Consider the following 21,224-nt stretch of genomic DNA (forward strand, 5'->3'; position numbering starts at 1 on the left):
TTAGAAAATTGTTCCTCCATAATCTTCTTAATGGTAAACTGATCTCCATTGTTTTTTCATCATTAAGAAGTTAAGAAAGGTTAAGGCTTTATGTAATTTTATTAATATCTAAATGCATTAATGGCAAACGATATAGGCTCCCGCATACAAATAGCGTATTAAAACTTCATCTTCTGAATTCTCACCGCATTTAAAATGGCCAAAAGTGCAACACCAACATCGGCAAAAACAGCTTCCCACATGGTAGCAATACCGCCCGCACCTAAAATCAAAACCAGTGCTTTTACCGCGAATGCCAATACGATATTCTGGATCACAACCTTTTTGGTTGCCTTACCGATTTTAACTGCAGTTGCAATTTTAGAAGGCTGATCGGTTTGGATAACCACATCGGCCGTTTCAATAGCAGCATCGCTTCCCATTGCACCCATAGCAATACCAATGTCGCTAATGGCCAATACAGGCGTGTCATTTATTCCGTCGCCAACAAAAGCCACTACCTTACTTTTGTCGCTTTTAATTTCTTCTAGCCTGGCTACTTTATCTTCAGGTAATAAATCGCCAAAATAAGTATCAATACCTAAACCTGTTGCTACTTTTTTAACAATTGAAGTTTTATCACCGCTCAGCATCACTACCTGTTTTATTCCGTTTTCATGGAGCTGTTTGATGGCTTCTGCTGCGTCTTCTTTTATTTCATCGGCAATTAAAACATACCCTACATATTTTTCGTCAACTGCAACAACCACAATACTTTCTTCAATAGCTGTAATCTTGGCATCAAAGGCAATACTAAATTTCGCTAAAAGCTTTGTGTTCCCTGCCAAAACAACTTTGCCATTTACCGATCCTTTTAGGCCCATTCCAGCAATTTCCTCAATATTTTCGGCGGGATGAATTTCTTTCTGGCCTGCGTATTCTACAATGGCCTTAGCAATTGGATGGGTAGATTTTGCTTCAACCGCAGTTAACAAATTTAAAAATTCTGCTTCATCGATACTGCTTTCTACTTTCTGAACCTTAAAAACACCTTTTGTCAAGGTTCCCGTTTTATCCATTACCACAGTATTCAGTTTGGTAATTAAGTCAAGAAAATTAGAGCCTTTAAAAAGAATGCCATTTGCCGATGCTGCACCAATGCCACCAAAATAACCCAATGGGATGGAAATGACCAGCGCACAAGGGCAAGATATTACCAGGAAAACCAGTGAACGGTACAACCAGGTTTGGAAATGATATTCGCTCCCTAAAACCAAAATTGGGATAGTAACCAGTGCGAGGGCCAAAAAGAAAACAATTGGTGTATATATTTTCGCAAACTTGCGGATAAAGAGTTCGGTTTTAGCTTTACGCGTAGTGGCATTCTGCACCATTTCCAAAATGCGCGACAATGCACTATCGGCAAAAACCTTGGTTACTTTTACTTCAACTACCTTATCCAAATTAAGCATTCCCGCTAAAATCGATTCACCTTTATTAATTGTACGTGGTTTACTTTCGCCTGTTAAAGCAGCGGTATTAAAACTGCTTTTATCGCCGATCAGTTCCCCATCTAAAGGAATTTTTTCTCCAGCCTTTACTTGTATGGTTTCGCCAATTTCTACCTTTTCGGGATTAACATCTTCGTATTTTCCATTTCGGAACACATGTGCCACATCTGCACGGACATCGAGTAAAGCCTTGATATTCCTTTTGGCACGGTTTACCGCAGCCATTTGAAACAACTCTCCAATGGTATAAAAAAGCATTACCGTTACCCCCTCCGGATATTCACCAATGGCAAAAGCACCGATTGTAGCGATAGACATTAAAGAGAATTCGGTAAAGAAATCTTTGGCTTTAAAAGTTTCCCAAACCTCACGTAAAACCGGAATGCCCACAGGTAAATAAGCTACTATGTACCAATAAGGCCGGATGATCTGAAATGCAGTAACCGTAAAAAGATTGTCAAACGCTATTCCGATCAGCAGCATAACCAATGTTACAATGGCTGGCAGATAAGTTTGAAAGGCCGATGGATCTCCACCATGATCGTGGTCGTGTTCGTCGCCTTCTTCGTGTACATGATCGTGGTTATGTTTTGGGGTGGAATGTACTTTACTGCTGCAACAGCTATCTTCTTTATCGTGTGAGTGGCTCATTATATCTATTGTATGCTAAACATCATTTTTATTTATTATCGATTAAACCTCGCGGGTTTAGATAACCGTTTTCAAATTTATGGAAAATAAAATGCTTTATCCCGAATCATTCTTAATAGCAATATTTTTTACAAGCACACAATAAATTTTGTTAAAAAATGTTAATAGAGTATAAAAGATTTAAAATCATGAAATCTATTAAAATTTCTTTTTCAGCGTCCGAACTTATTAGGCGACTTGGTTTAGCAAAAATTTACTACTGGTTTAACAAGTAATATTCTTAATATATAACACCAGTATTAATTAGTATTTCATAAATTTCGCATAATTACTAACTTATTAAGCGAATGAGATACCAAAATTTGAAAAGATATTTTGCGGCGCTAGGTATAGTCGCTGCCAGCTTTTCTGCAAATGCACAAACCAAAAAATTTATCGACCCTGCCAACATGGATCTATCCGTTAAGCCAGGCGACGATTTCTACACCTACGCAAGTGGTACGTGGATAAAAAACAACCCTGTTCCCGCTAAAGAAACACGTTGGGGTTCATTTAACGAACTTCGCGATTTCAACATCAACGCCGTAAAGTCTTTAGTTGAAGATGCAGCTGCTGATAAATCTGCTCCTGCAGGCTCCGTTAAGCGCAGAGTTGGCGATTTTTATACGGCTGCCATGGATAGTGCAACCATAGAAAAACTAGGCTATACACCAATAAAAGCCGATTTAGAAAAAATTAAACAGATTAAAAACATCCAGGGCGTGCTAGATCAGGTGGCTTATATGCGAACCAATGGTTTAGGCGGTGGAATGTTCGGTTTGGGTGTTGGCCAAGACCGCAAGAATGTAAACAAATACATGGTAAATATTGGTCAGGGCGGTACAACCCTGCCCGATCGCGATTATTATCTGAAAGATGACACGCGCAGTGTTAAGATCCGCGAAGCATATAACACCTATATGGTTACTTTATTTACTTTAACGGGAAGTACACCTGAAGAAGCAAAACAAAAAGCAGCTACTGTTTACAAAATCGAGAAGCAATTTGCGGAAGCACAGATGAGCCGTTTAGAAATGCGTGATCCTTACGCTACCTACAACAAACTTACTGTTGCAGAACTAAACAAAAAAACTCCGGATATTAACTGGACAACATATTTGCCTAAATTCAAAATCAAAAATCAAGATACCGTTCTGGTTTCTTCACCTAAATTTATGGCAAGCCTGGATGGAATGTTGAAATCGGTTCCGGTTACAGATTGGCAAACTTATCTGGAGTGGAACATTTTAAAAGGTTCGGCATCGAGCTTAAGTTCTCCTTTTGTTAAGGCAAGTTTTGCTTTTACACAGGCGCAAACTGGTCAGAAAGTACAAACACCACGTTGGCAACGGATGTCATCTTTAACTGACGGCACTATTGGCGAATTACTAGGTCAGCTTTATGTAGCCAAGTATTTTAAGCCAGAGGCTAAAGAGCGGATGAACCAGATGATTGTGAACTTGCGTAAAGCTTTCGAAATCAGGATTAATGGTCTAGAGTGGATGAGCCCTGAAACCAAACAAAAGGCATTAGCTAAATTACATGCATTTACGCCAAAAGTAGGTTATCCGGAAAAATGGAAAAACTACGATGGTTTGGTGATTAATAAAGATACCTACTTCCAAAACTTACGCAATGCAAGTGTTTGGGGTTACAACGAAATGGTTGATCAGTTAGGTAAACCTGTGGATCGCAAACGTTTTGGCATGACCCCTCCAACGGTTAATGCCTACTACAGCCCCACTTTGAATGAAATTGTTTTCCCTGCAGGTATTTTACAGTTCCCTTTCTTCGATCCAAATGCTGATGATGCCGTTAACTACGGTGGTATCGGTGCGGTAATCGGTCACGAAATGAGCCATGGTTTTGATGACAGCGGAAGCCAGTACGATGCTGCTGGTAACTTAAAAAACTGGTGGACAGCCGAAGACAAAGCAAAATTCGATGCTAAAACAAAAGCTTTAGGCGAGCAGTTTGATGCCTATACCGTATTGGATACAGTTCATGTAATTGGTAAATTAACCATGGGCGAAAACATTGGCGATTTAGGAGGCTTAAATGCCGCTTATACTGCTTTTAAAATGACTAAACAAGGCCAGAGCAATGAGAAAATTGATGGTTTTACGCCAGATCAGCGTTTCTTCCTTGCCTGGGCACAGGTATGGAGAGGTAATATTTTACCTGAAAGTGCTGCTCAGTTAATTAAAACCGATCCGCATTCTCCAGGCCCGTACCGTACCATTGGTGCACCTGTAAATATGGATGCATGGTACAATGCTTTTGATGTTAAACCTGGCGATAAATTATATAAAAAACCAGAAGACAGAATTAGAATGTGGTAGATTGAGGTAGAAGGTTAAAAGGCGGAGGCTTTAAGGCTTTTCCACTTAATAGTTTGAAATCAATTATTTATCATCCCTATATTACAAGCGCCCCGATTTAATTGGGGCGTTTTGTTTTATAAGTGTGGTGTCAGATGTTACCATCTGACACTGGCTGAAATTATCAATTGAATTCAGCGGATTAATCAATTCTTTTTAGATATTGAATAAATCAGTCGGATGTTAACATCCGACTGCACGATCATTCAATTGATTTAGCAAATCAAAAATTATCCCACTCCTTTCAACAATTCTTAATTATCATTCTATCTTTGGAAAAACATAAGCCCCTTTTTCATGAGAAGCGCATTCAAAACAATTCTTATCCTAAGTTTAACTTTATCTTCTTCAATAACCTTTGCTCAAGATAATAAGTTAATCAGTCTCGAAGCATTGGTAAATAAAACCGATCCGGCCTGGCCGTTGGTAAAAAAGTGGATCGACTCTGCCAAAAATAAGGTGGAGGTTCTGCCCGTTGATTCTGCAAAAGCAAAAGAAGTTTTATATAACTCGCAAATGACGACCTATGCAACACTTGGCTCGGTAATTTACAATACCGGTGGCATTATGGTTGATAATGGCTGGATTAGAATTTTAGGCTCGGGCAGTGAAAGATTGAGCCGAAATGTTGCCGAATGGAACAAAGGAAAAACCATAAAAGAATATGGCGATAACATCCCCTACCTGTTAATTGCCGATGATGCTGTGGGTGGTTTCTTTGCTATCAATTATGGCGGTTTGGGTAAAGATATTAAAAATGTGTATTACCTGGAGCCTAATAGCTTAACCTGGCAGCCACTTGGGGCCGGCTATGGCGAGTTTCTTGTTTTTTGTTTTGATAGTGATCTTTCTAAATTTTATAAAGGCTTACGTTGGAGCAGCTGGAACCAGTTTATTGCAAATTTAGATGGCACCAAAACTTATAGCTTCCGCCCTTATTTATGGGAAGAAGGTACCGATATTGATAAATGCACGCGGAAACTTGTCGGGATTGAAGAAATGTATCGTTTTAATATTATGAAGTCGAAAGAACTGAATGCTGATAAAGGCATAAAAAAAGATGATACGCAAAAGAAAGAAACCAAAAACGAGCAGTAAGTTACTGTCTATAAAACAATTATATGACTAATACACTTGCTACCATTACCCAGATCAAAAACACCAGGGCTTTTATACTAGAACTGGTAAAGGATTTGAGCATCGAACAGTTAAATAAAATCCCTACAGGTTTTAACAATAACATCATCTGGAATATTGCGCATTTAACCGCTGCGCAGCAAAATATGTGTTATGTAAGATCAGGCTTAGCAGTAACCCTTAAAGAAGAACACTTTTCGGCATTTTTAAGCGGTACAAAACCAGATAAATTTATTGAAAAACAAGAGATTGCTTCGATTTTTGATATGCTCTTAAACAGTATGGATCGTCTGGCAGCAGATTATACCAGTGGGATTTTCGTAGAATTCGATTCTTGGGATAAACGTTACGGCATGAAATTAAACTCAATAGAAGATGCGATAAATTTTATCCCTTTCCACGAGGGCATGCATATCGGCTACATTATGGCCTTAAAGAAACTTGTATAAAAAAACTTGCAATAAAGACATTCCTTTTCTTCAATGCTTCTATGGCAAAACTTAGGCGTACTTTGCCTGTGTTTTCTTCGGTAATTTAGCTAAAACCATGGCTCTCGAATCGGCCACTCTTTTTTTCAGTTCTGTTTCATTAAACACCTCCAGGTTATCAACACGTATCCATTGTCGTTTAGCCATATGATGGGCCTGCTGTATGCCATCTCTAGCCGTTAATGCATCAAACTCTTCGGGATCACACTTTATAGAGAAACTGTTATCTTCATCAATAGCGATAATGAAATACATTTTTTCTTCAATCATAAAGCATAAATGTCCCCATTTCATTCCCTCGGTTGTACCAGGTAAATTCAAACAATATTCTCTGAAAGATTCTATATCCATACTTAGGGTTTAGGGTTTAGGGTTTAGGGTTTAGGGTTTAGGGTTTAGGGTTTAGGGTTTAGGGTTTAGGGTTTAGGGTAAGACCAAAGCTAAGAACAAAAGATTAAAGCAGAAAGAGAAAAAGTCGGAGGTCGGGAGTCCGAGGTCCGAAAACTACGGCAGATTTACTTTTCTCCGGTCAAATTTTATCATGAAATCCAGAAATCATATTAATCCTGTGCCTGTATTTGCCCTATGATCCTGAAATCCAAGAATCATATTAATCCTATTTCTATCTCTGGCCAATTTATCCTGAAATCCAGAAATCATATTAATCCTGTGCCTATATTTGCACCATGATCTTGAAATCCAAGAATCCTTTAAATCCTAGCTCATGAATATTATAACGCCTACTGCTGATGGTTCGAATACACTCTACAATGAAACTATAGGCGAACATTACCACAGTAAACATGGCGCATTACAGGAAAGCAAACACGTATTTATTGATGCAGGATTAAAATTTGCCTCTGCTAATTTAACTGAAATTTCGGTTTTGGAAGTTGGTTTTGGCACCGGACTGAACTTTATCTTGAGTTTTGAGCATTGTACAGCGAATAACATTAAACTTAACTATACCAGTATCGAAGCCTTTCCGCTTACTACAGCAGTAATTGAGCAAACAGGTTACGCTGCATATGTTCCTGAAGTAATATGGGCCGATTTTATTTCAAATTATCCTGATGCATTAAAAACACCTCAACAATTAACATCACTTTGCACCCTGGAAATTCCGCATACTACATTGGCCGAATACCAGAGCGACCAAAAATTTGATGTGATTTATTATGATGCCTTTTCTGTGCAGCACCAGCCCGAAATGTGGAGCGATGAAATTATTGCACATGCCTGCAGTTTCTTAAAACCAGGCGGAACTTTTGTTACCTACGCCATTACCGGAAAATTGAAAAGAGCCGTTAAAGCCTGCGGATTTACCATCGAAAAATTACCTGGTGCCCCCGGAAAAAGGGAAATGCTTAGGGCAACCAAGGCTGAAGTTTAAAGGTTTAATAATAGCAATTACAGAAATTACGACAGAAAATTGCTTCAGCACACCATCATCTAGCCTCACCGATAACTATCGAACGAAGATTGTTAAATCAGTTTTTTTTGGAAAGCAGGTACAGAAGCTTTTAGCTTACCGCAGTCCCGCTCCCGCTTCGATCGAGTTTAGGAGGCTTAAAAAGTACTATTATCTGTGGTAAAATAAACCCGACCGGCAGCGTTATTCCGATTGATGATGATTGTATTTAACCTTTTATCTATCGGGATTAAGCAAAGGGCGGGACCAGCCGAAACCGAAGCACCACAGGTATTGCTTTTCTTAAAAAAGTAATAGGCTTGTGATGCAAGATTGTTTCGGCTCGCGCTTGCCCAGCTTAATTGATTGCTTTCCAAAAATTATCCTCCTCTCATTTTAATATAATTTAGCCCCACGCGAAAACCGCTTGCACTAGGATTTGTTAGTATACTATTAACATTCATACCATGGAAAAAAGAATTTTAGGAAAAACCGATTTAAATATTGCGCCTATTGTATTTGGAGGAAACGTTTTTGGCTGGACAATCGATGAACAAAAGTCGTTTGAAATATTAAACCATTTTGTAGAAAGTGGATTCAACTTTATCGATACAGCCGACGTGTATTCGCGTTGGGCACCTGGAAATAAAGGTGGTGAATCGGAAACGATTATTGGTAACTGGCTTAAAAAACAAAACAAACGCCATGATATCATTATTGCGACAAAAGTTGGCTCAGATATGGGCCAGGGTAAATCGTTAAGGAAAGATTATATCATTAATGAAGTAGAACATTCTTTATCGCGCCTGCAAACAGATTATATCGATCTCTATTTTTCTCATTACGATGATGAAAATACCCCGGTTGAAGAAACTTTAAGTGCTTACGAAACGTTAATTAAAGCTGGCAAAATACGTTGGATCGGGGCCTCAAACTTTTCTGCAGATCGGTTAAAAGAATCGTTGGTTTACGCCACCCAACATAGCTTGCCTCGTTACGAAGTTTACCAACCAGGATATAACCTTTACGACAGAGAAAACTTTGAGCAGGAACACGAAAAGATCTGCCTGGATTTTGGCTTGGGCGTAGTGACTTATTATTCGTTGGCCAGTGGTTTTTTAACCGGAAAATACCGTAGCGAAGATGATTTAAATAAAAGCCAGCGTGGTGGAGGCATTAAAAAATTCCTGAACGAACGTGGCTTTAAAATTTTAGCGGCATTGGATGAGGTTGCAGAAAAACACCATGTTGAGCCGGCTTCGGTAGCACTGGCTTGGTTAATTTATCATCCATCAATTACAGCGCCTATTGCAAGCGTTACCGATTTAAGCCAGTTAAAATCTTTTACGGATGCAGCGAATCTGAAATTATCGCCAGAAGATATTTCACTTTTAGACAAAGCAAGTATCTATTAAAAAATAATCTCTTATATTTAAGTGCCCGATTGGTGAAACAATTAATCGGGCATTTTGTATTAAACAGGATTTAAAATTATATGAAAGACAAATTATCGTTCCTACCCAAGCTTGCCTTGGTTCTTTTCTGTTTGATAAGCTTAACCTACATCGCCATTTTAGGTCAATCGCTGTTGGCACCGCTGCTTTTCTCTTTTTTAATGGCAATTTTACTGTTGCCTGTGGGCAATTTTTTGGAGCAGAGATTTAAGTTTAAACGAAGCTTATCTACTCTTGTTTCAGTAGTGCTAATGATAGCTGTAATTGGTGGAATCATATATTTTTTTGGCAATCAGCTGAGCGATTTATGGGCCGATTGGCCTTTGCTTAAAGAGAAAGCTAATGTTTCTTACCATGAACTACAGAAATGGATTTCGCACACCTTTGGTGTAAATTCTCAGAAACAACTCGATTATTTAAATGATAGTACCGAAAAAGCTTTGGCTACCAGTGCTGCTATTGTTGCTACAACCCTGGCCACACTGTCTTCTACCCTATTATTTTTGGGCTTCACGCTTTTATTTACTTTCTTCATTTTAAATTACCGCCGTGTTTTATTCACTTTCTTAACCTCTGTTTTTAAAGAAGAACACAAAGAAAAAGTTTCAGAAATTGTTAGCCAGATCCAGTATATCATTAAAAAATACATCATCGGTTTATTTCTGCAGATGCTTATTGTTACGGTATTAATGATTACTGTACTGAGTTTATTAGGGGTTAAATACGCAGTGCTGTTAGGCCTGGTGGCCGGGATTTTTAACGTTGTACCTTATTTAGGGATATTTTTTGCTTTACTGATAAGTTGTTTAATCACCTTTGCAACAGCAGGTGCAGGGAAAGTACTTCTGGTTTTAATTGCTTTTGTTGGTGTTCATGCCATAGATGGAAACATCCTAATGCCTTTGGTGGTGGGTTCGAAAGTAAAAATAAATGCATTATTTGCCTTTATTGGTATTGTAGTTGGCGAAATGATCTGGGGAATATCGGGTATGTTTTTATGTATACCTTATCTGGCCATATTAAAAATAATCTTCGATAGAGTCGATAATTTAAAACCTTGGGGCATTTTAATGGGCGAAGAGCATAAGCCCGACAAAAAGAAACGCATTTATCGGATTACAAAAAAGATTAAATTAGAAGAGAAGGATTAGTATGTCCGAAAATAGATCGCCTCATATTTTAAGCACTTCTGCCAATCTGTTGGGCATCTGCTTTATTGTGCTTACTTCATTAAAAAAACTCGCACTGACCGATGGTTCCATAATTGATGAATTTGCTGTAGCTGCCGTAATGTTTTTTATGACCAGCTGTATCTTATCTTTTATCTCTATGAGAAGAGAAAGAAACACAAGTAAAAAGTTAGAAAAAGTTGCCGATTTTGTCTTTCTATCGGGCTTGGTTGTCTTATTCGTAGCAACGATTTTAATTGCCTTTAATTTGATCAAGTAAGTTAAAAATTATAATAAATGAAACCTTTATTTGTATTACTTATCGTTTATGTTGCCCTATTAGCCTTTGGTGGCCATACCACATTTGATAAAGGAAATATTTTTGCAGGTAATATCGCCATGGGCGTGATGTTACTTTTTACAGCTATAGGGCATTTCAAGTTTAAAACCAGTATGGCTGCTATGGTTCCCCTATTTATTCCTAAAAAAGTAGAAATTGTACTTTTAACAGGTGTTCTTGAAATCTTATTTGCCATTGGCCTGGCGATTGAAAGCACCAGATATTTTACCGGGATCGCCTTAATTATTTTTTATATTGCTATTTTACCTGCCAATATTTACGCTGCCAAACACCGCATCAATTACGAAGATCTGCATAAACCAGGGCCGGGACCAAAATATTTATGGTTCAGAATACCTTTTCAGCTTTTCTTAATCGCTTGGGTTTGGTACTTTAGCGTTCGATAAATATAGCTCAACCATAAAACATGCCTAACAATCCAATTCCTGCAGTTGCCAGTAATCCAGCTGATGCTTTTACCCGTTTACTCACTGTTTTAGACACACTACGCACACAATGTCCGTGGGATAAAAAACAGACCATGGAAACACTGCGTCATTTAACTATAGAGGAAACTTATGAGTTGAGCGACGCCATTTTAGAGGGCGATTTAGACGAAATCAAAAAGGAACTCGGCGATGTGATGATGCATCTGGTTTTTTATTCGAGAATTGCTTCCGAAACCAATGATTTTAACATTACAGATGTTTTAAACGGGGTTTGCGATAAACTGGTAAACCGGCATCCACATATTTATGGCGATGTTGAAGTGCAGAATGAAGAAGACGTTAAACGCAATTGGGAGCAGATTAAACTAAAGGAAGGCAACAAATCGGTGTTGGCAGGTGTTCCATCTTCATTACCGGCGCTGGTTAAAGCTGCCCGCATTCAGGAAAAAGCCCGCGGTGTAGGTTTCGATTGGGAAGATAAAAACCAGGTTTGGGAAAAGGTAGAAGAAGAACTACAGGAGTTTAAAACTGAATTTAACGTTGCCGATAATACGGCTATTGATATTGAAAAAGCAGAATCAGAATTTGGCGATGTACTTTTTTCTTTGATCAATTATGCACGTTTCATTAACATCAATCCTGAAAATGCATTGGAAAAAACCAATAAAAAATTTATCAAACGTTTTCAATACCTCGAAACCAAAGCAAAAGAAAACGGAAAAGCCCTGGCTGATATGACCCTTGCAGAAATGGACATTTATTGGAACGAAGCAAAGAAAATATAGCTAAAAGGAGTAAAATCGCAAAATTTATATTAATTCTGCGAATGGAATCGCAAAATTTATATTAATTCTGCGAATGGAATCGCAAATTTTATATGAATTTTGCGATTTCAGCCTTATTCATAAAATTCTCCATCAACATAATACCATTTCCCATCTTCTAACCTGAAATTAGATTTTTCATGCAATACTTCTGTTTGAAACTTCTTATTGAGGTAATAAGCCTTAAATTCCACAATATCAAAATCAGAAAAAACAATTTCGAGTTTTAGCCATCTGGTATTCTTCGCACTATTTAGATATGCAGTCTTCGAATGATTCTTTCTTTTACTAATGTGTGTGGTATCATAAAGATAATCCGCGTCAGCTACTACAAAAGCCGAATATCTGGAACGCATTAAAGCCTCTGCCGTTGGTGCTGCTTTCACTTTTAAATGATAAGGCTGGCAACACCGGTTAAAGGTAGTTCCACTTCCACAAGGACAGTTTATTAAATCCATGATTAAAATTTACGGCACAAAAGTATGATTTAATATTCCTGCTGCTAAAATTTCCGTAAAATTGCAGCTGAAAAATGAGGTATTTCTTTCACATTGCCTATCAAGGCCAATACTTTAGTGGGTGGCAAAAACAACCTGGGGTAAAAAGCGTTCAGGAAGTTATTGAACAAACCCTATCGAAGATTTTAAAATCGCCGACTGCTATTAACGGCTGCGGGCGGACTGATGCGCATGTACATGCCAGTCAGTTTTTTTTTCATGCCGATATAGAAAAAGAGATTGATTTCGATCTGCTTTACATCCTGAATAAAGCTTTACCATATAATATCGCAGTATTCGACATTATTAAAATGGAGGGGAAACCGCATGCCCGGTTTGATGCTGTACAACGGAAATATGATTATTTTATCCATACCTATAAAGATCCTTTTTTAAGCACCCAAAGCTCCTTTTATCAATTAAACAATCTAGATTTTGATAAAATGAAAGCCGTTGTAAAATTATTACCCCAATACAAAGATTACAGGGCCTTTTGTACACATCCTGATAAATACGAGCATACCATCTGCAATGTAATGGAGGCCGATTTATTTGTAAATCCAAAAGGCGACAGGCTGAGGTTTCATATTGCCAGCAACCGCTTTTTAGGCAAAATGATCCGCATTATTATGGGTAAAATCCTCATGGTTGGCAAAGGAGAACTTAGCTATGACGAATTTGAAAGCGAACTGATTACCTTACAACCTTCAAAACTATCATTGCCCGCTCACCCAACAGGCTTATACCTTTCGAAAGTTACTTATCCGTATTTAAACCTCGAACCACGGACTGAATTTATCCATAGTACTCAAGGTATAGACTGGATTTCAATTTAAGTGTAGCGTTTTGACTTTGAACTCCGTTTTAGGGGTATGAAAGTTCAAATCTGTATTTTCCTCTTTGCACTGATCCTATCAATAGGCTGTAAAAAATCTACAAATGTGGATGTTTTATTGGATGGCAATTATACAGGTGTATTGGTAATTACCAATAGTGTTAAGTCTGTGCCGGTAACACGTCCAATTTCAATTTCGTTAAAGGATGGAAAATTCAGTATTACACCGGGTGTTGATGCTAACCTGAAACCATCGGGAGGTAAGGGAACCTATAACTTTAAAAATGGGATCGGATATTTTACCGATGAGGGCGTTTGGACAGCAGATTTTGACTGGAATATGATTTTAAACGGTGAATACGATATTAGAAGCAGCGGAGTAGATTTAACCCTTAGAAAAAGGTTCACTACAAAAACAGATCTTTCGCCGGCTACCTCTTACGCTACCGTAGATTATGAATATATTTTAAAAAGAAGTAATTAATCCTCATTCAAATGAAAAATTTAATATTCTTCTTTATTGCCTTATCTATTTTTGTTTTGGGATGTGAGAAGAAATCTGAAACAAAAACGACGAATTACGATTTTGAAATCAACACTTCAAAATCAATCGGTGCATCTACATTAGTATTAAAATCGATTAGCGATAGCCGTTGCCCAATAAATGCCGATTGCATTAGTGCTGGAGGTGCAACAGCATACTTCAAGTTAACAGGCAATAATATTGATCAGGAAATTATCTTATGCAAAGGAGAATGTGGCACCTTAGGAAGTGTAACAAACATTAAAATTAACGGTATAGATTATTCACTCAAATTAATCGATATCACACCATATCCTCAACTCCAGAAAACTATTGTTACACACAGTGTAAAAGTTGAGTTGACAAGAACTTAAGTTTAGGTTTGCTTGGGCATCGGAAAATGATCTGTCCGGTGACCCAAGTTTTTTCCTTATTTAAATCTGATTGCTTTAAGCGGAGAAACTTTGCTGATCAATAACGAAGGGATAATCAAAACCGTTAAACACACCACTACGGTAACGATGTTAAGCAGCAACACATCGATAAAATGAAATTCTATTGGTGCATAAGCCAAAAAGTAAGAGGCCTGGTTAAGTTTGAAAATGTGAGTGGACTGCTGTAAGAAACCGAGACCTAAACCCAAAATATTCCCCAGTAATAAGCCAATACCAATTAAATAAGCTGCATTGTAAAGGAAAATTTTCATAATGCTCCAGTTAGTGGCCCCAAAAGATTTTAGCATCCCGATCATATTTGTTTTCTCTAAAATCATAATCAACAATGCAGTAACCATATTAATTACGCCTACAATGAGCATCAGGATTAAAAGCACTTTTGTATTTACATCAAGAAGTCCTAGCCAGGTAAATATATTTGGAAAATTTTCTTCGATAGAATACGAGCGCAAATTGCGTGGAAGCTTTTCATAAATATTATTGGCAATAGGTTTAAGTTTGTTAAAATCATTAATCCTGATTTCTATACCACCAATTTCGTTGGCTTCCCAGTTATTCAGGCGTTTAATGATATTTAGGTTGCCCAATACAAAACCCTTATCAATATCTTCTACACCAATATCGTAAATACCAACAATTTTAAATTTACGCGGCCGCAACTGGTTTTGAACAAAATACATGATAAAATCGTCACCGGTTTTGAGTTTTAAACGATTAGCCGTATAATTCGAAATGAGCAGTTCTTGCATAGCAGCCGTACTGTCAGAAAAATCAATAATGGTTCCGCTGATAATGTGCTGTTTAATATAATCCCACTTGTAGTTTTTATCTATCCCTTTAAAATTAATGCCTTCAATTTCATTATTGGCCGAAAGGATAGCAGGTTTTGTAGCAAAAGGATAATAATATTCAATATCGGGATTGTTTTTGAGCATTTTTTTTGTTTCTCCATCAAGTACGAATGGAGAATGCTCAAATGAATTATTCAGGTCGTAACGGGTAATCTGCACATCGCCCAAATAGCCCCTAACTTTATCCTGGATTTCAGTTTTAAAGCCTTTAATAATGGCTATAGAGAGAATCATAACAGCCAAACTCAGCATCACGCCTGCTATTGCAATGCGGACAATAAGTTTTGAAAAAGTACGCTCAGATTTAATGGCTATCCGCCCAGCTATGAAATATTCGAAATTCAATTTAATCAATTTGTATTAACAAAAATGCTCAATTCCTTTTTAAAAATGGCATTTTCGAAAATAAATAACCAACTTTAAACATCAATCATTAAGTTGTAACAAGAAAATACCAATAGCATAATTGAAATATATTGTAAATTGTTTTGTTATAATACCGGAAGATTAGAATAATACTCAAAATGAAAAATTACATCAGCTTTGCTTTAACCAGTTTAATTGCATTAACGGCCTGCGGACAACCCAAACCACTTGAACAGGAAGTTCTCGGAAAGAAAAGCCCTGAAAACAGAAAACTGATGATCAGGACTGTTAAACTGCCATCTACAATTAAAACCGGTGCAGAGCAGACCGAAAAATACCTGCCACTTTTAAAAGGAAAACGTGTTGGTATGGTGGTTAACCCCACATCGATTATCGGCACACAGACTTCAGTTGATAGCCTGCTGAAACGAGGTGTTAAAATCCAGAAGATATTTGGCCCTGAGCATGGTTTTAGAGGCAATGCCAGTGCAGGCGTTACTGTTAACGATGATGTTGATACCAAAACAGGCATAAAAGCCATTTCACTTTATGGCAAACACAGTACACCGACGGCTGAAGATTTAGCAGATATCGACATTATGGTATTTGATATCCAGGATGTTGGTGTCCGTTTTTACACCTATATTAATACCTTACAGCACGTTATGGAAGCTTGTGCAGCAAATAATAAAACACTGTTGATTTTAGACCGCCCCAATCCAAATGGTTATTTAATTGATGGGCCGATTTTAGATCCAAAATTTAAATCGGGCATTGGCGCACAACCTATCCCTATTGCCCATGGTTTAACGGTTGGCGAATATGCACAGATGTTAAATGGCGAAGGCTGGTTGAAAGATAAGGTGAAATGCAAGATTACCATTATCAAAAATGCCAATTACAATCATGATATGGAGTATACTTTACCAGTTAAACCCTCTCCTAACCTGAATACGCAGCAATCTATTTTACTTTATCCATCTACCTGCTTATTTGAGGGCACTTATTTAAACCATGGCCGCGGAACGATGTTTCCATTTACCATTGTTGGGGCACCATACCTTAAAGGAAAATTCGATTTTAGTTTTACGCCAAAAAGTATAAAAGGAATGTCAGAAACACCATTGTTTCAGGATCAGGTTTGTTATGGACTGGATTTAAGAACCTACGATACCTCAAAACTGATAAAATCAAAGCAGGTAAATATCAGCTGGTTAATCGAACTATATAAAGCTTCGCCAAGAAAAGAAGATTTCTTTAATACCAAGTTAAGTAAAGAAATGGGTACTATCGAAAGATTAGTTGGTGTGGCAGATTTCAGGCAACAGGTAATCGATGGGAAAAGTGAAGCAGAAATCAGAGCAAGCTGGGAACCGGGCCTAAGTGCTTACAAAACCATGCGTAAGAAATATTTGCTTTATAATTAAGGATTGAATTATTGAGTGAGAGAAGTTGGATTGCCCTTGCGATTATTTTCAAACTTAACAGAAAGAGGTTTGTTATTATAGATAATGATAATACTGTGCTATTCAATCATTTAAAATTCAATCATTTTAGCTATGAGCGGTCCAAAAATTAAAAGCAATAAACCAGGAAGCAATTACCAGGAAGAAGTACCTAAAGGCAGAGAACCTGTTGATCATAAAACGGTGAGGCATAAAAACGACAGCACACCTAATAAGGCACCTAAAACCAATAATCCGGCTAAGCAGCGGGAGCAAGAGGAGCAACCTGTACATCCGATCAAAAAGGCGCCGAAAGAATAATAATAACTGATTCCATTGATTAACAGATTAATGGAATCAGATTTTTAAAGCGAAGTAAAAAGTAGCGCCCTGCCCCTCTTCACTTTCCACCCAAATCCTTCCACCTTCACTTTTTATAATTTCCGAAGAAATATAAAGTCCGAGGCCCAGGCCCGGGTAGGTATGCTGCTGGTTTCCATCTACACGGTAAAACTGATCAAAAACCAGGTGTTGTAGTGTTTTTGAAATGCCAATACCATAATCTTTAACACTTAAAATTACTTCCCTGTCTACCACTTCTGTTTTCACATCAACCTGTTTGGCGTCAGCAGAGTATTTGATGGCATTTGATAAGAAATTGGTGATGACCTGACCGATCCGCTCCTTATCAGCATATACCGTAGCTTTACTTTTTAGCTCGCCATTAATATGATGTTTAGCACTAACGTGCCGCATTTCTTCTACAATTTCGGCTACAGCCTGATCAAAATCAAAATTTACCGGATTAAAAGTCATTTTTCCCGAATGGATTTTGGTTACGTCAAGCAGATCACCGATCAATCCTGTCAAACGGTTTAATTGCAGGTCCATTTTGTGTACCATTGCCGCTTTCTTTTCATCGCCTTCATTCCTGATCATCCGCTCCAGTACCTGGGCATAAGCTTTGATGCTGGTTACAGGTGTTTTAAGTTCGTGACTGGCAATTCCCAAAAACTCGTCTTTTTGCTGCTGAAGCTGTACCTGCTTGGTAACATCCATTGCAGCGTGTAAAATGGCATAAACCTCGCCTTCTGCATTTCTTAAAGGTTTGTAGGTAAAATTGAACCATACTTTCTCCAGCTTACCATTAACAGGCAATAAAGCTTCTTGCTGATCGGCATGATAAGGGATCCCGGTACGGTAAACTTCTTTCAGAATATCGATAAAAGGCTGCCCCTTTAGTTCAGGAATAGCCTCTTCCATTGGCTTACCAATTACGCTGTTATCTTTACCCCAAAACCGCAGCATTTCATCGTTCGCTAAAGAAATGATGATATCTTCAGTTTCATAATAACCAGTGGCCATGGGTGTATCCAGCAACAAGTTACGGAAACGTTCTTCGCTTTTGGCCATTTCCATCCGAGAGTGTACCAAAGAAGTAATTTCATTGGCTACTACCATAATCCCGGTTACAACGTTGTGCTGATCGCGGATTGGATCATACACGAAATTGAAATAATAATCCTGAAGGATACCATCTCTTTCTATCCTGGCCATGGTTTCATAACCATAATGTGGCTCCCCTGTTTTATAAACATGGGTCAACAGATCGGGAAAGGGTTGCCCCTTTAGTTCTGGTAAACCATCAATTAAATCGAGTCCGATAACACTTTTTGTTTTTCCCCATAATTTTAACAGGTCTTCATTTGCCTGTTCGATCACAAAATTTTCACCTCTTAAAATACCAATGGCTACGGGTGCATCCTGGATCATTTTACGGAAAAGTTCTTCACTCGCTTTTACTTTCAACCTTGCGTTTACCAGTTCGGTAACATCGGTAGCATTATTAACAATACCCCAAACCTGCCCGTGATCATCTTTTAAGGGTTTATAGATAAAATCAAAATAGAAGGTCTGCAGTACACCATTATTGAGCAGCAATACCCGGTCTTCTTTGGTTTCGTAAGCAATGCCTGTTTGGCGAACCTCTTCCAGAATCCCTAAAAAAGGTTGGTCTTTTAATTCCGGTAGTGCAACGGCAAGTTCCTGTCCGATAACACTATTATCTCTGCCCCAAGCTTTAAGTATTGCCTTATTGGCTACTTTGATCACCATTTTTTCTCCAATGTACAATGCAATAGGCATCGGAGATTCTTCAATCAATGTATAAAAAACGGCAGCTTTATCTTCAAGATTAATATGCATATTGGGATGAAAAGACAAATATAATGGGTTTTCTATTTACTATTCGCTTTCAGAAATGATAACAAAACTTTTTCATCGTGCGCCAGACCTAGTTTTCCGGCTATTTTATTATTATTCATTTTTTTCATGTATTTCCCCAGCTCATCATTTTCGTAAGCGGTAAGCAACAGTGGATACACGTAAGAACTTTTACATACGGCTCTGGTATTACCCAACTTTTTCGCTACACAATCTAACACGGCAACTATGGCCTTTTTAGAGTTTAAATTAAAACTTTCATCAGCACTGCACTTTGAAAACTGACGCAATGCCTCTAAGGTTCCGCCCCAGGTCCTAAAATCCTTTGCTGTAAAATCATCGCCTGTAATTTCTTTAATATAAGCGTTTATTTTGCCTGAATCGATACTTTTATGTTCTTTTCCGTGAGTATAAAATTGGAATAATTCCTGCCCCGGAATGTCCCTGCATTTTTTAACCAGTTTGGCTAAGGATCTATCATTCAGTTCTACTTTCTGTTGAACACCCTTTTTACCTATAAAATCCATCGTAATTTTACTGCCGTTGATTTTAACATGCTTATCGCGAAGTGTAGTTAAGCCAAAAGAACCGTAAAGTTGTTTATAACTCTCGTTACCTACGCGGATTAACGTCTTTTGCAGTACGTCTACCGAAATAGCCAATACTTTACGCTCATCGAAATCTTTCCTGCGAAGATCTTTTTCCAGATTTTTCCGGGCGTTGGGTAATGCTTTTCCAAATTCCAATAAACGAAAATATTTATCTTCCGAACGGCGGTTTGTCCACTTTGCATGATATTTATATTGTTTCCTGCCTGCAGCATCAATACCGGTAACCTGTAAATATGCATTTGGCTTATTGGCAATCCACACATTTTGCCATGCGGGTGGAATAACTAAGGCCTTTATCCTGTTGAGATGTTTCTCTTCTGTGATTTTGTTTCCATCTTTATCTTCATAATAAAATTTTCCGGGTTTTCCTTTACGGTAAATACCAGGCATGGCATCAGTTACATACACCAATCCACTTGCCTTAACAACATCTTTGCCTTGTACCATTTTTTGCCTATTAGTATGGATTTATTTTTAGTTATTTTGCAAAACTTAAATGTGGGTAGCCACGTTATTTTTAGAAACACAACACTTTCTTTATGAAAATAGTTTTTATGGGTACGCCCGATTTTGCGGTAGCCTCTTTAGATGCCTTGGTACAAGCCAATTTTGATGTAGTTGCAGTAGTTACTGCACCAGATAAACCTGCAGGCCGTGGCCAAAAACTGAATGAAAGTGCAGTAAAAAAATATGCGGTAGAAAAAGGAATTCCTGTGCTACAGCCTGAAAAGTTAAAAAACCCTGAGTTTATTGAAGAATTAAGATCATATCAAGCCGATTTGCAAGTGGTGGTGGCTTTTAGGATGCTACCAGAAATAGTTTGGAATATGCCCGCTAAAGGAACCATCAATTTACATGGCTCGTTGTTACCGCAATACCGTGGTGCAGCCCCGATTAACCATGCCATTATAAATGGTGAGAAAGAAAGTGGTGTAACTACATTTTTCCTTAAACAGGAAATCGATACGGGCGATATTATCCTCAGCGATAGCGTTCCCATTGCCGACGACGAAACTGCGGGTGAGTTGCATGATAAACTAATGGTTGTTGGCGCAAATCTTCTGGTAAAAACACTACGTGCTATCGAAGCCAATAATATAATAGAGCAGCCGCAGCCACAAAATACTGATTTAAAACATGCTCCGAAGATTTTTAAGGAAGATTGCAAAATCGACTGGAACAACCAGGCGCAAACCATCCATAATTTAATCCGCGGTTTAAGCCCTTACCCAACCGCTTTTACCGTGCTCAACGAGAAAAACTTAAAGGTATTTAAGGCCGAAATAGAAGATAAAGAGCCAGGCATTGTAGCCGGAGGTTTTTTAACCGATGGTAAAACTTATTTAAAATTTGCAGCTAAAGATGGTTTTATCAAACTTTTAGATATCCAGTACGAAGGAAAAAAGCGGATGTTGATCGAAGATTTTTTAAGGGGAATGCGGTTATAGAAGATACGTCATTTCGAGCGGAGTGCAACGAAGTCGAGAACCACGTAGTGCTCAGCGAAGCTAAATCTATTTAGCTGTATAGGATATGAATCAACTTTAAAGATCCCTCCGTTTCGCTACTCTTCAATCGGGATGAC

The 21,224-nt window shown here is 38.0% G+C and carries 21 protein-coding genes; 15 read left to right on the forward strand and 6 right to left on the reverse strand.

The genetic code is table 11. The features are described 5' to 3' along the window. Window positions 1-158: 158 nt before the first annotated feature. A complete protein-coding gene (locus ACN9MR_RS16415; RefSeq protein WP_426325192.1) occupies window positions 159-2,141 on the reverse strand; it encodes a heavy metal translocating P-type ATPase in 1,983 nt (660 codons plus the stop codon). 347 nt (window positions 2,142-2,488) lie between these two features. Here ACN9MR_RS16415 and ACN9MR_RS16420 point away from each other — a divergent pair, with 347 nt between their 5' ends. The 3 genes from ACN9MR_RS16420 (at window position 2,489) to ACN9MR_RS16430 (ending at window position 6,147) form a co-directional block, all read left to right on the forward strand. Beyond that, on the forward strand, window positions 2,489-4,522 hold the full coding sequence (locus ACN9MR_RS16420; protein WP_426325193.1) for a M13 family metallopeptidase: 2,034 nt from the start codon (window positions 2,489-2,491) through the stop codon (window positions 4,520-4,522). A 336-nt stretch (window positions 4,523-4,858) separates the two neighbouring features. Beyond that, entirely contained in the window at window positions 4,859-5,659 is an 801-nt protein-coding gene (locus ACN9MR_RS16425; RefSeq protein ID WP_426325194.1) for a DUF2625 domain-containing protein, read from the forward strand. Between the two features lie 23 nt (window positions 5,660-5,682). Beyond that, entirely contained in the window at window positions 5,683-6,147 is a 465-nt protein-coding gene (locus ACN9MR_RS16430; protein ID WP_426325195.1) for a DinB family protein, read from the forward strand. 51 nt (window positions 6,148-6,198) lie between these two features. Here ACN9MR_RS16430 and ACN9MR_RS16435 read toward each other — a convergent pair whose 3' ends face one another. Then, the gene (locus ACN9MR_RS16435) at window positions 6,199-6,537 is read right to left on the reverse strand and encodes an MmcQ/YjbR family DNA-binding protein (protein ID WP_029279813.1); all 339 of its coding nucleotides are present in this window, start codon (window positions 6,535-6,537) and stop codon (window positions 6,199-6,201) included. A 373-nt stretch (window positions 6,538-6,910) separates the two neighbouring features. Here ACN9MR_RS16435 and mnmD point away from each other — a divergent pair, with 373 nt between their 5' ends. From mnmD to mazG, 6 genes are all read left to right on the forward strand, one after another. Beyond that, window positions 6,911-7,579 carry a tRNA (5-methylaminomethyl-2-thiouridine)(34)-methyltransferase MnmD gene (gene mnmD, locus ACN9MR_RS16440; protein ID WP_426325196.1) on the forward strand — a complete coding sequence of 223 codons (669 nt, stop codon included), beginning with the start codon at window positions 6,911-6,913 and terminating at the stop codon, window positions 7,577-7,579. A gap of 485 nt (window positions 7,580-8,064) precedes the next feature. Further along, the gene (locus ACN9MR_RS16445; RefSeq protein WP_426325197.1) at window positions 8,065-9,012 is read left to right on the forward strand and encodes an aldo/keto reductase; all 948 of its coding nucleotides are present in this window, start codon (window positions 8,065-8,067) and stop codon (window positions 9,010-9,012) included. An 80-nt stretch (window positions 9,013-9,092) separates the two neighbouring features. Then, the gene (locus ACN9MR_RS16450) at window positions 9,093-10,202 is read left to right on the forward strand and encodes an AI-2E family transporter (RefSeq protein ID WP_426325198.1); all 1,110 of its coding nucleotides are present in this window, start codon (window positions 9,093-9,095) and stop codon (window positions 10,200-10,202) included. Between the two features lies 1 nt (window position 10,203). Further along, window positions 10,204-10,500, forward strand: a complete 297-nt coding sequence (locus tag ACN9MR_RS16455; protein ID WP_426325199.1) for a hypothetical protein — start codon at window positions 10,204-10,206, stop codon at window positions 10,498-10,500. A 17-nt stretch (window positions 10,501-10,517) separates the two neighbouring features. Beyond that, window positions 10,518-10,967: a DoxX family protein gene (locus ACN9MR_RS16460; protein ID WP_426325200.1), complete on the forward strand. Its 450-nt coding sequence runs from the start codon at window positions 10,518-10,520 to the stop codon at window positions 10,965-10,967. 20 nt (window positions 10,968-10,987) lie between these two features. Then, complete coding sequence (gene mazG / locus ACN9MR_RS16465; protein ID WP_426325201.1) at window positions 10,988-11,794, forward strand: nucleoside triphosphate pyrophosphohydrolase; 807 nt, start codon at window positions 10,988-10,990, stop codon at window positions 11,792-11,794. Between the two features lie 113 nt (window positions 11,795-11,907). Here the strand turns inward: mazG and ACN9MR_RS16470 are convergent, their stop codons facing one another. After that, complete coding sequence (locus ACN9MR_RS16470; protein ID WP_426325202.1) at window positions 11,908-12,291, reverse strand: YchJ family protein; 384 nt, start codon at window positions 12,289-12,291, stop codon at window positions 11,908-11,910. A 74-nt stretch (window positions 12,292-12,365) separates the two neighbouring features. On the opposite strand from ACN9MR_RS16470, the gene ACN9MR_RS16475 reads away from it, so the two are divergent. The 3 genes from ACN9MR_RS16475 to ACN9MR_RS16485 are packed head-to-tail and all read left to right on the forward strand — an operon-like array spanning window position 12,366 to window position 14,062. Continuing rightward, entirely contained in the window at window positions 12,366-13,166 is an 801-nt protein-coding gene (locus ACN9MR_RS16475) for a tRNA pseudouridine synthase A (protein WP_426325203.1), read from the forward strand. Window positions 13,167-13,202: 36 nt separating this feature from the next. After that, a complete protein-coding gene (locus ACN9MR_RS16480) occupies window positions 13,203-13,649 on the forward strand; it encodes a hypothetical protein (protein ID WP_426325204.1) in 447 nt (148 codons plus the stop codon). An 11-nt stretch (window positions 13,650-13,660) separates the two neighbouring features. Then, window positions 13,661-14,062 carry a hypothetical protein gene (locus ACN9MR_RS16485; protein WP_426325205.1) on the forward strand — a complete coding sequence of 134 codons (402 nt, stop codon included), beginning with the start codon at window positions 13,661-13,663 and terminating at the stop codon, window positions 14,060-14,062. A 56-nt stretch (window positions 14,063-14,118) separates the two neighbouring features. Here ACN9MR_RS16485 and ACN9MR_RS16490 read toward each other — a convergent pair whose 3' ends face one another. Beyond that, window positions 14,119-15,339, reverse strand: coding sequence for an ABC transporter permease (locus ACN9MR_RS16490; RefSeq protein ID WP_426325206.1), 1,221 nt, complete (start codon window positions 15,337-15,339; stop codon window positions 14,119-14,121). A gap of 179 nt (window positions 15,340-15,518) precedes the next feature. On the opposite strand from ACN9MR_RS16490, the gene ACN9MR_RS16495 reads away from it, so the two are divergent. Next, entirely contained in the window at window positions 15,519-16,787 is a 1,269-nt protein-coding gene (locus ACN9MR_RS16495) for an exo-beta-N-acetylmuramidase NamZ family protein (protein WP_426325207.1), read from the forward strand. 132 nt (window positions 16,788-16,919) lie between these two features. Continuing rightward, on the forward strand, window positions 16,920-17,126 hold the full coding sequence (locus tag ACN9MR_RS16500) for a hypothetical protein (RefSeq protein ID WP_426325208.1): 207 nt from the start codon (window positions 16,920-16,922) through the stop codon (window positions 17,124-17,126). Between the two features lie 36 nt (window positions 17,127-17,162). Here the strand turns inward: ACN9MR_RS16500 and ACN9MR_RS16505 are convergent, their stop codons facing one another. After that, window positions 17,163-19,010: a PAS domain-containing sensor histidine kinase gene (locus ACN9MR_RS16505; protein ID WP_426325209.1), complete on the reverse strand. Its 1,848-nt coding sequence runs from the start codon at window positions 19,008-19,010 to the stop codon at window positions 17,163-17,165. A gap of 32 nt (window positions 19,011-19,042) precedes the next feature. Beyond that, a complete protein-coding gene (locus ACN9MR_RS16510) occupies window positions 19,043-20,086 on the reverse strand; it encodes a DNA topoisomerase IB (protein WP_426325210.1) in 1,044 nt (347 codons plus the stop codon). 92 nt (window positions 20,087-20,178) lie between these two features. On the opposite strand from ACN9MR_RS16510, the gene fmt reads away from it, so the two are divergent. After that, complete coding sequence (gene fmt, locus ACN9MR_RS16515; RefSeq protein ID WP_426325211.1) at window positions 20,179-21,087, forward strand: methionyl-tRNA formyltransferase; 909 nt, start codon at window positions 20,179-20,181, stop codon at window positions 21,085-21,087. Window positions 21,088-21,224: the final 137 nt, after the last annotated feature.

This window comes from Pedobacter sp. R-06, assembly GCF_049913135.1.
In the GTDB taxonomy this organism is placed as follows: Bacteria; Bacteroidota; Bacteroidia; order Sphingobacteriales; family Sphingobacteriaceae; genus Pedobacter.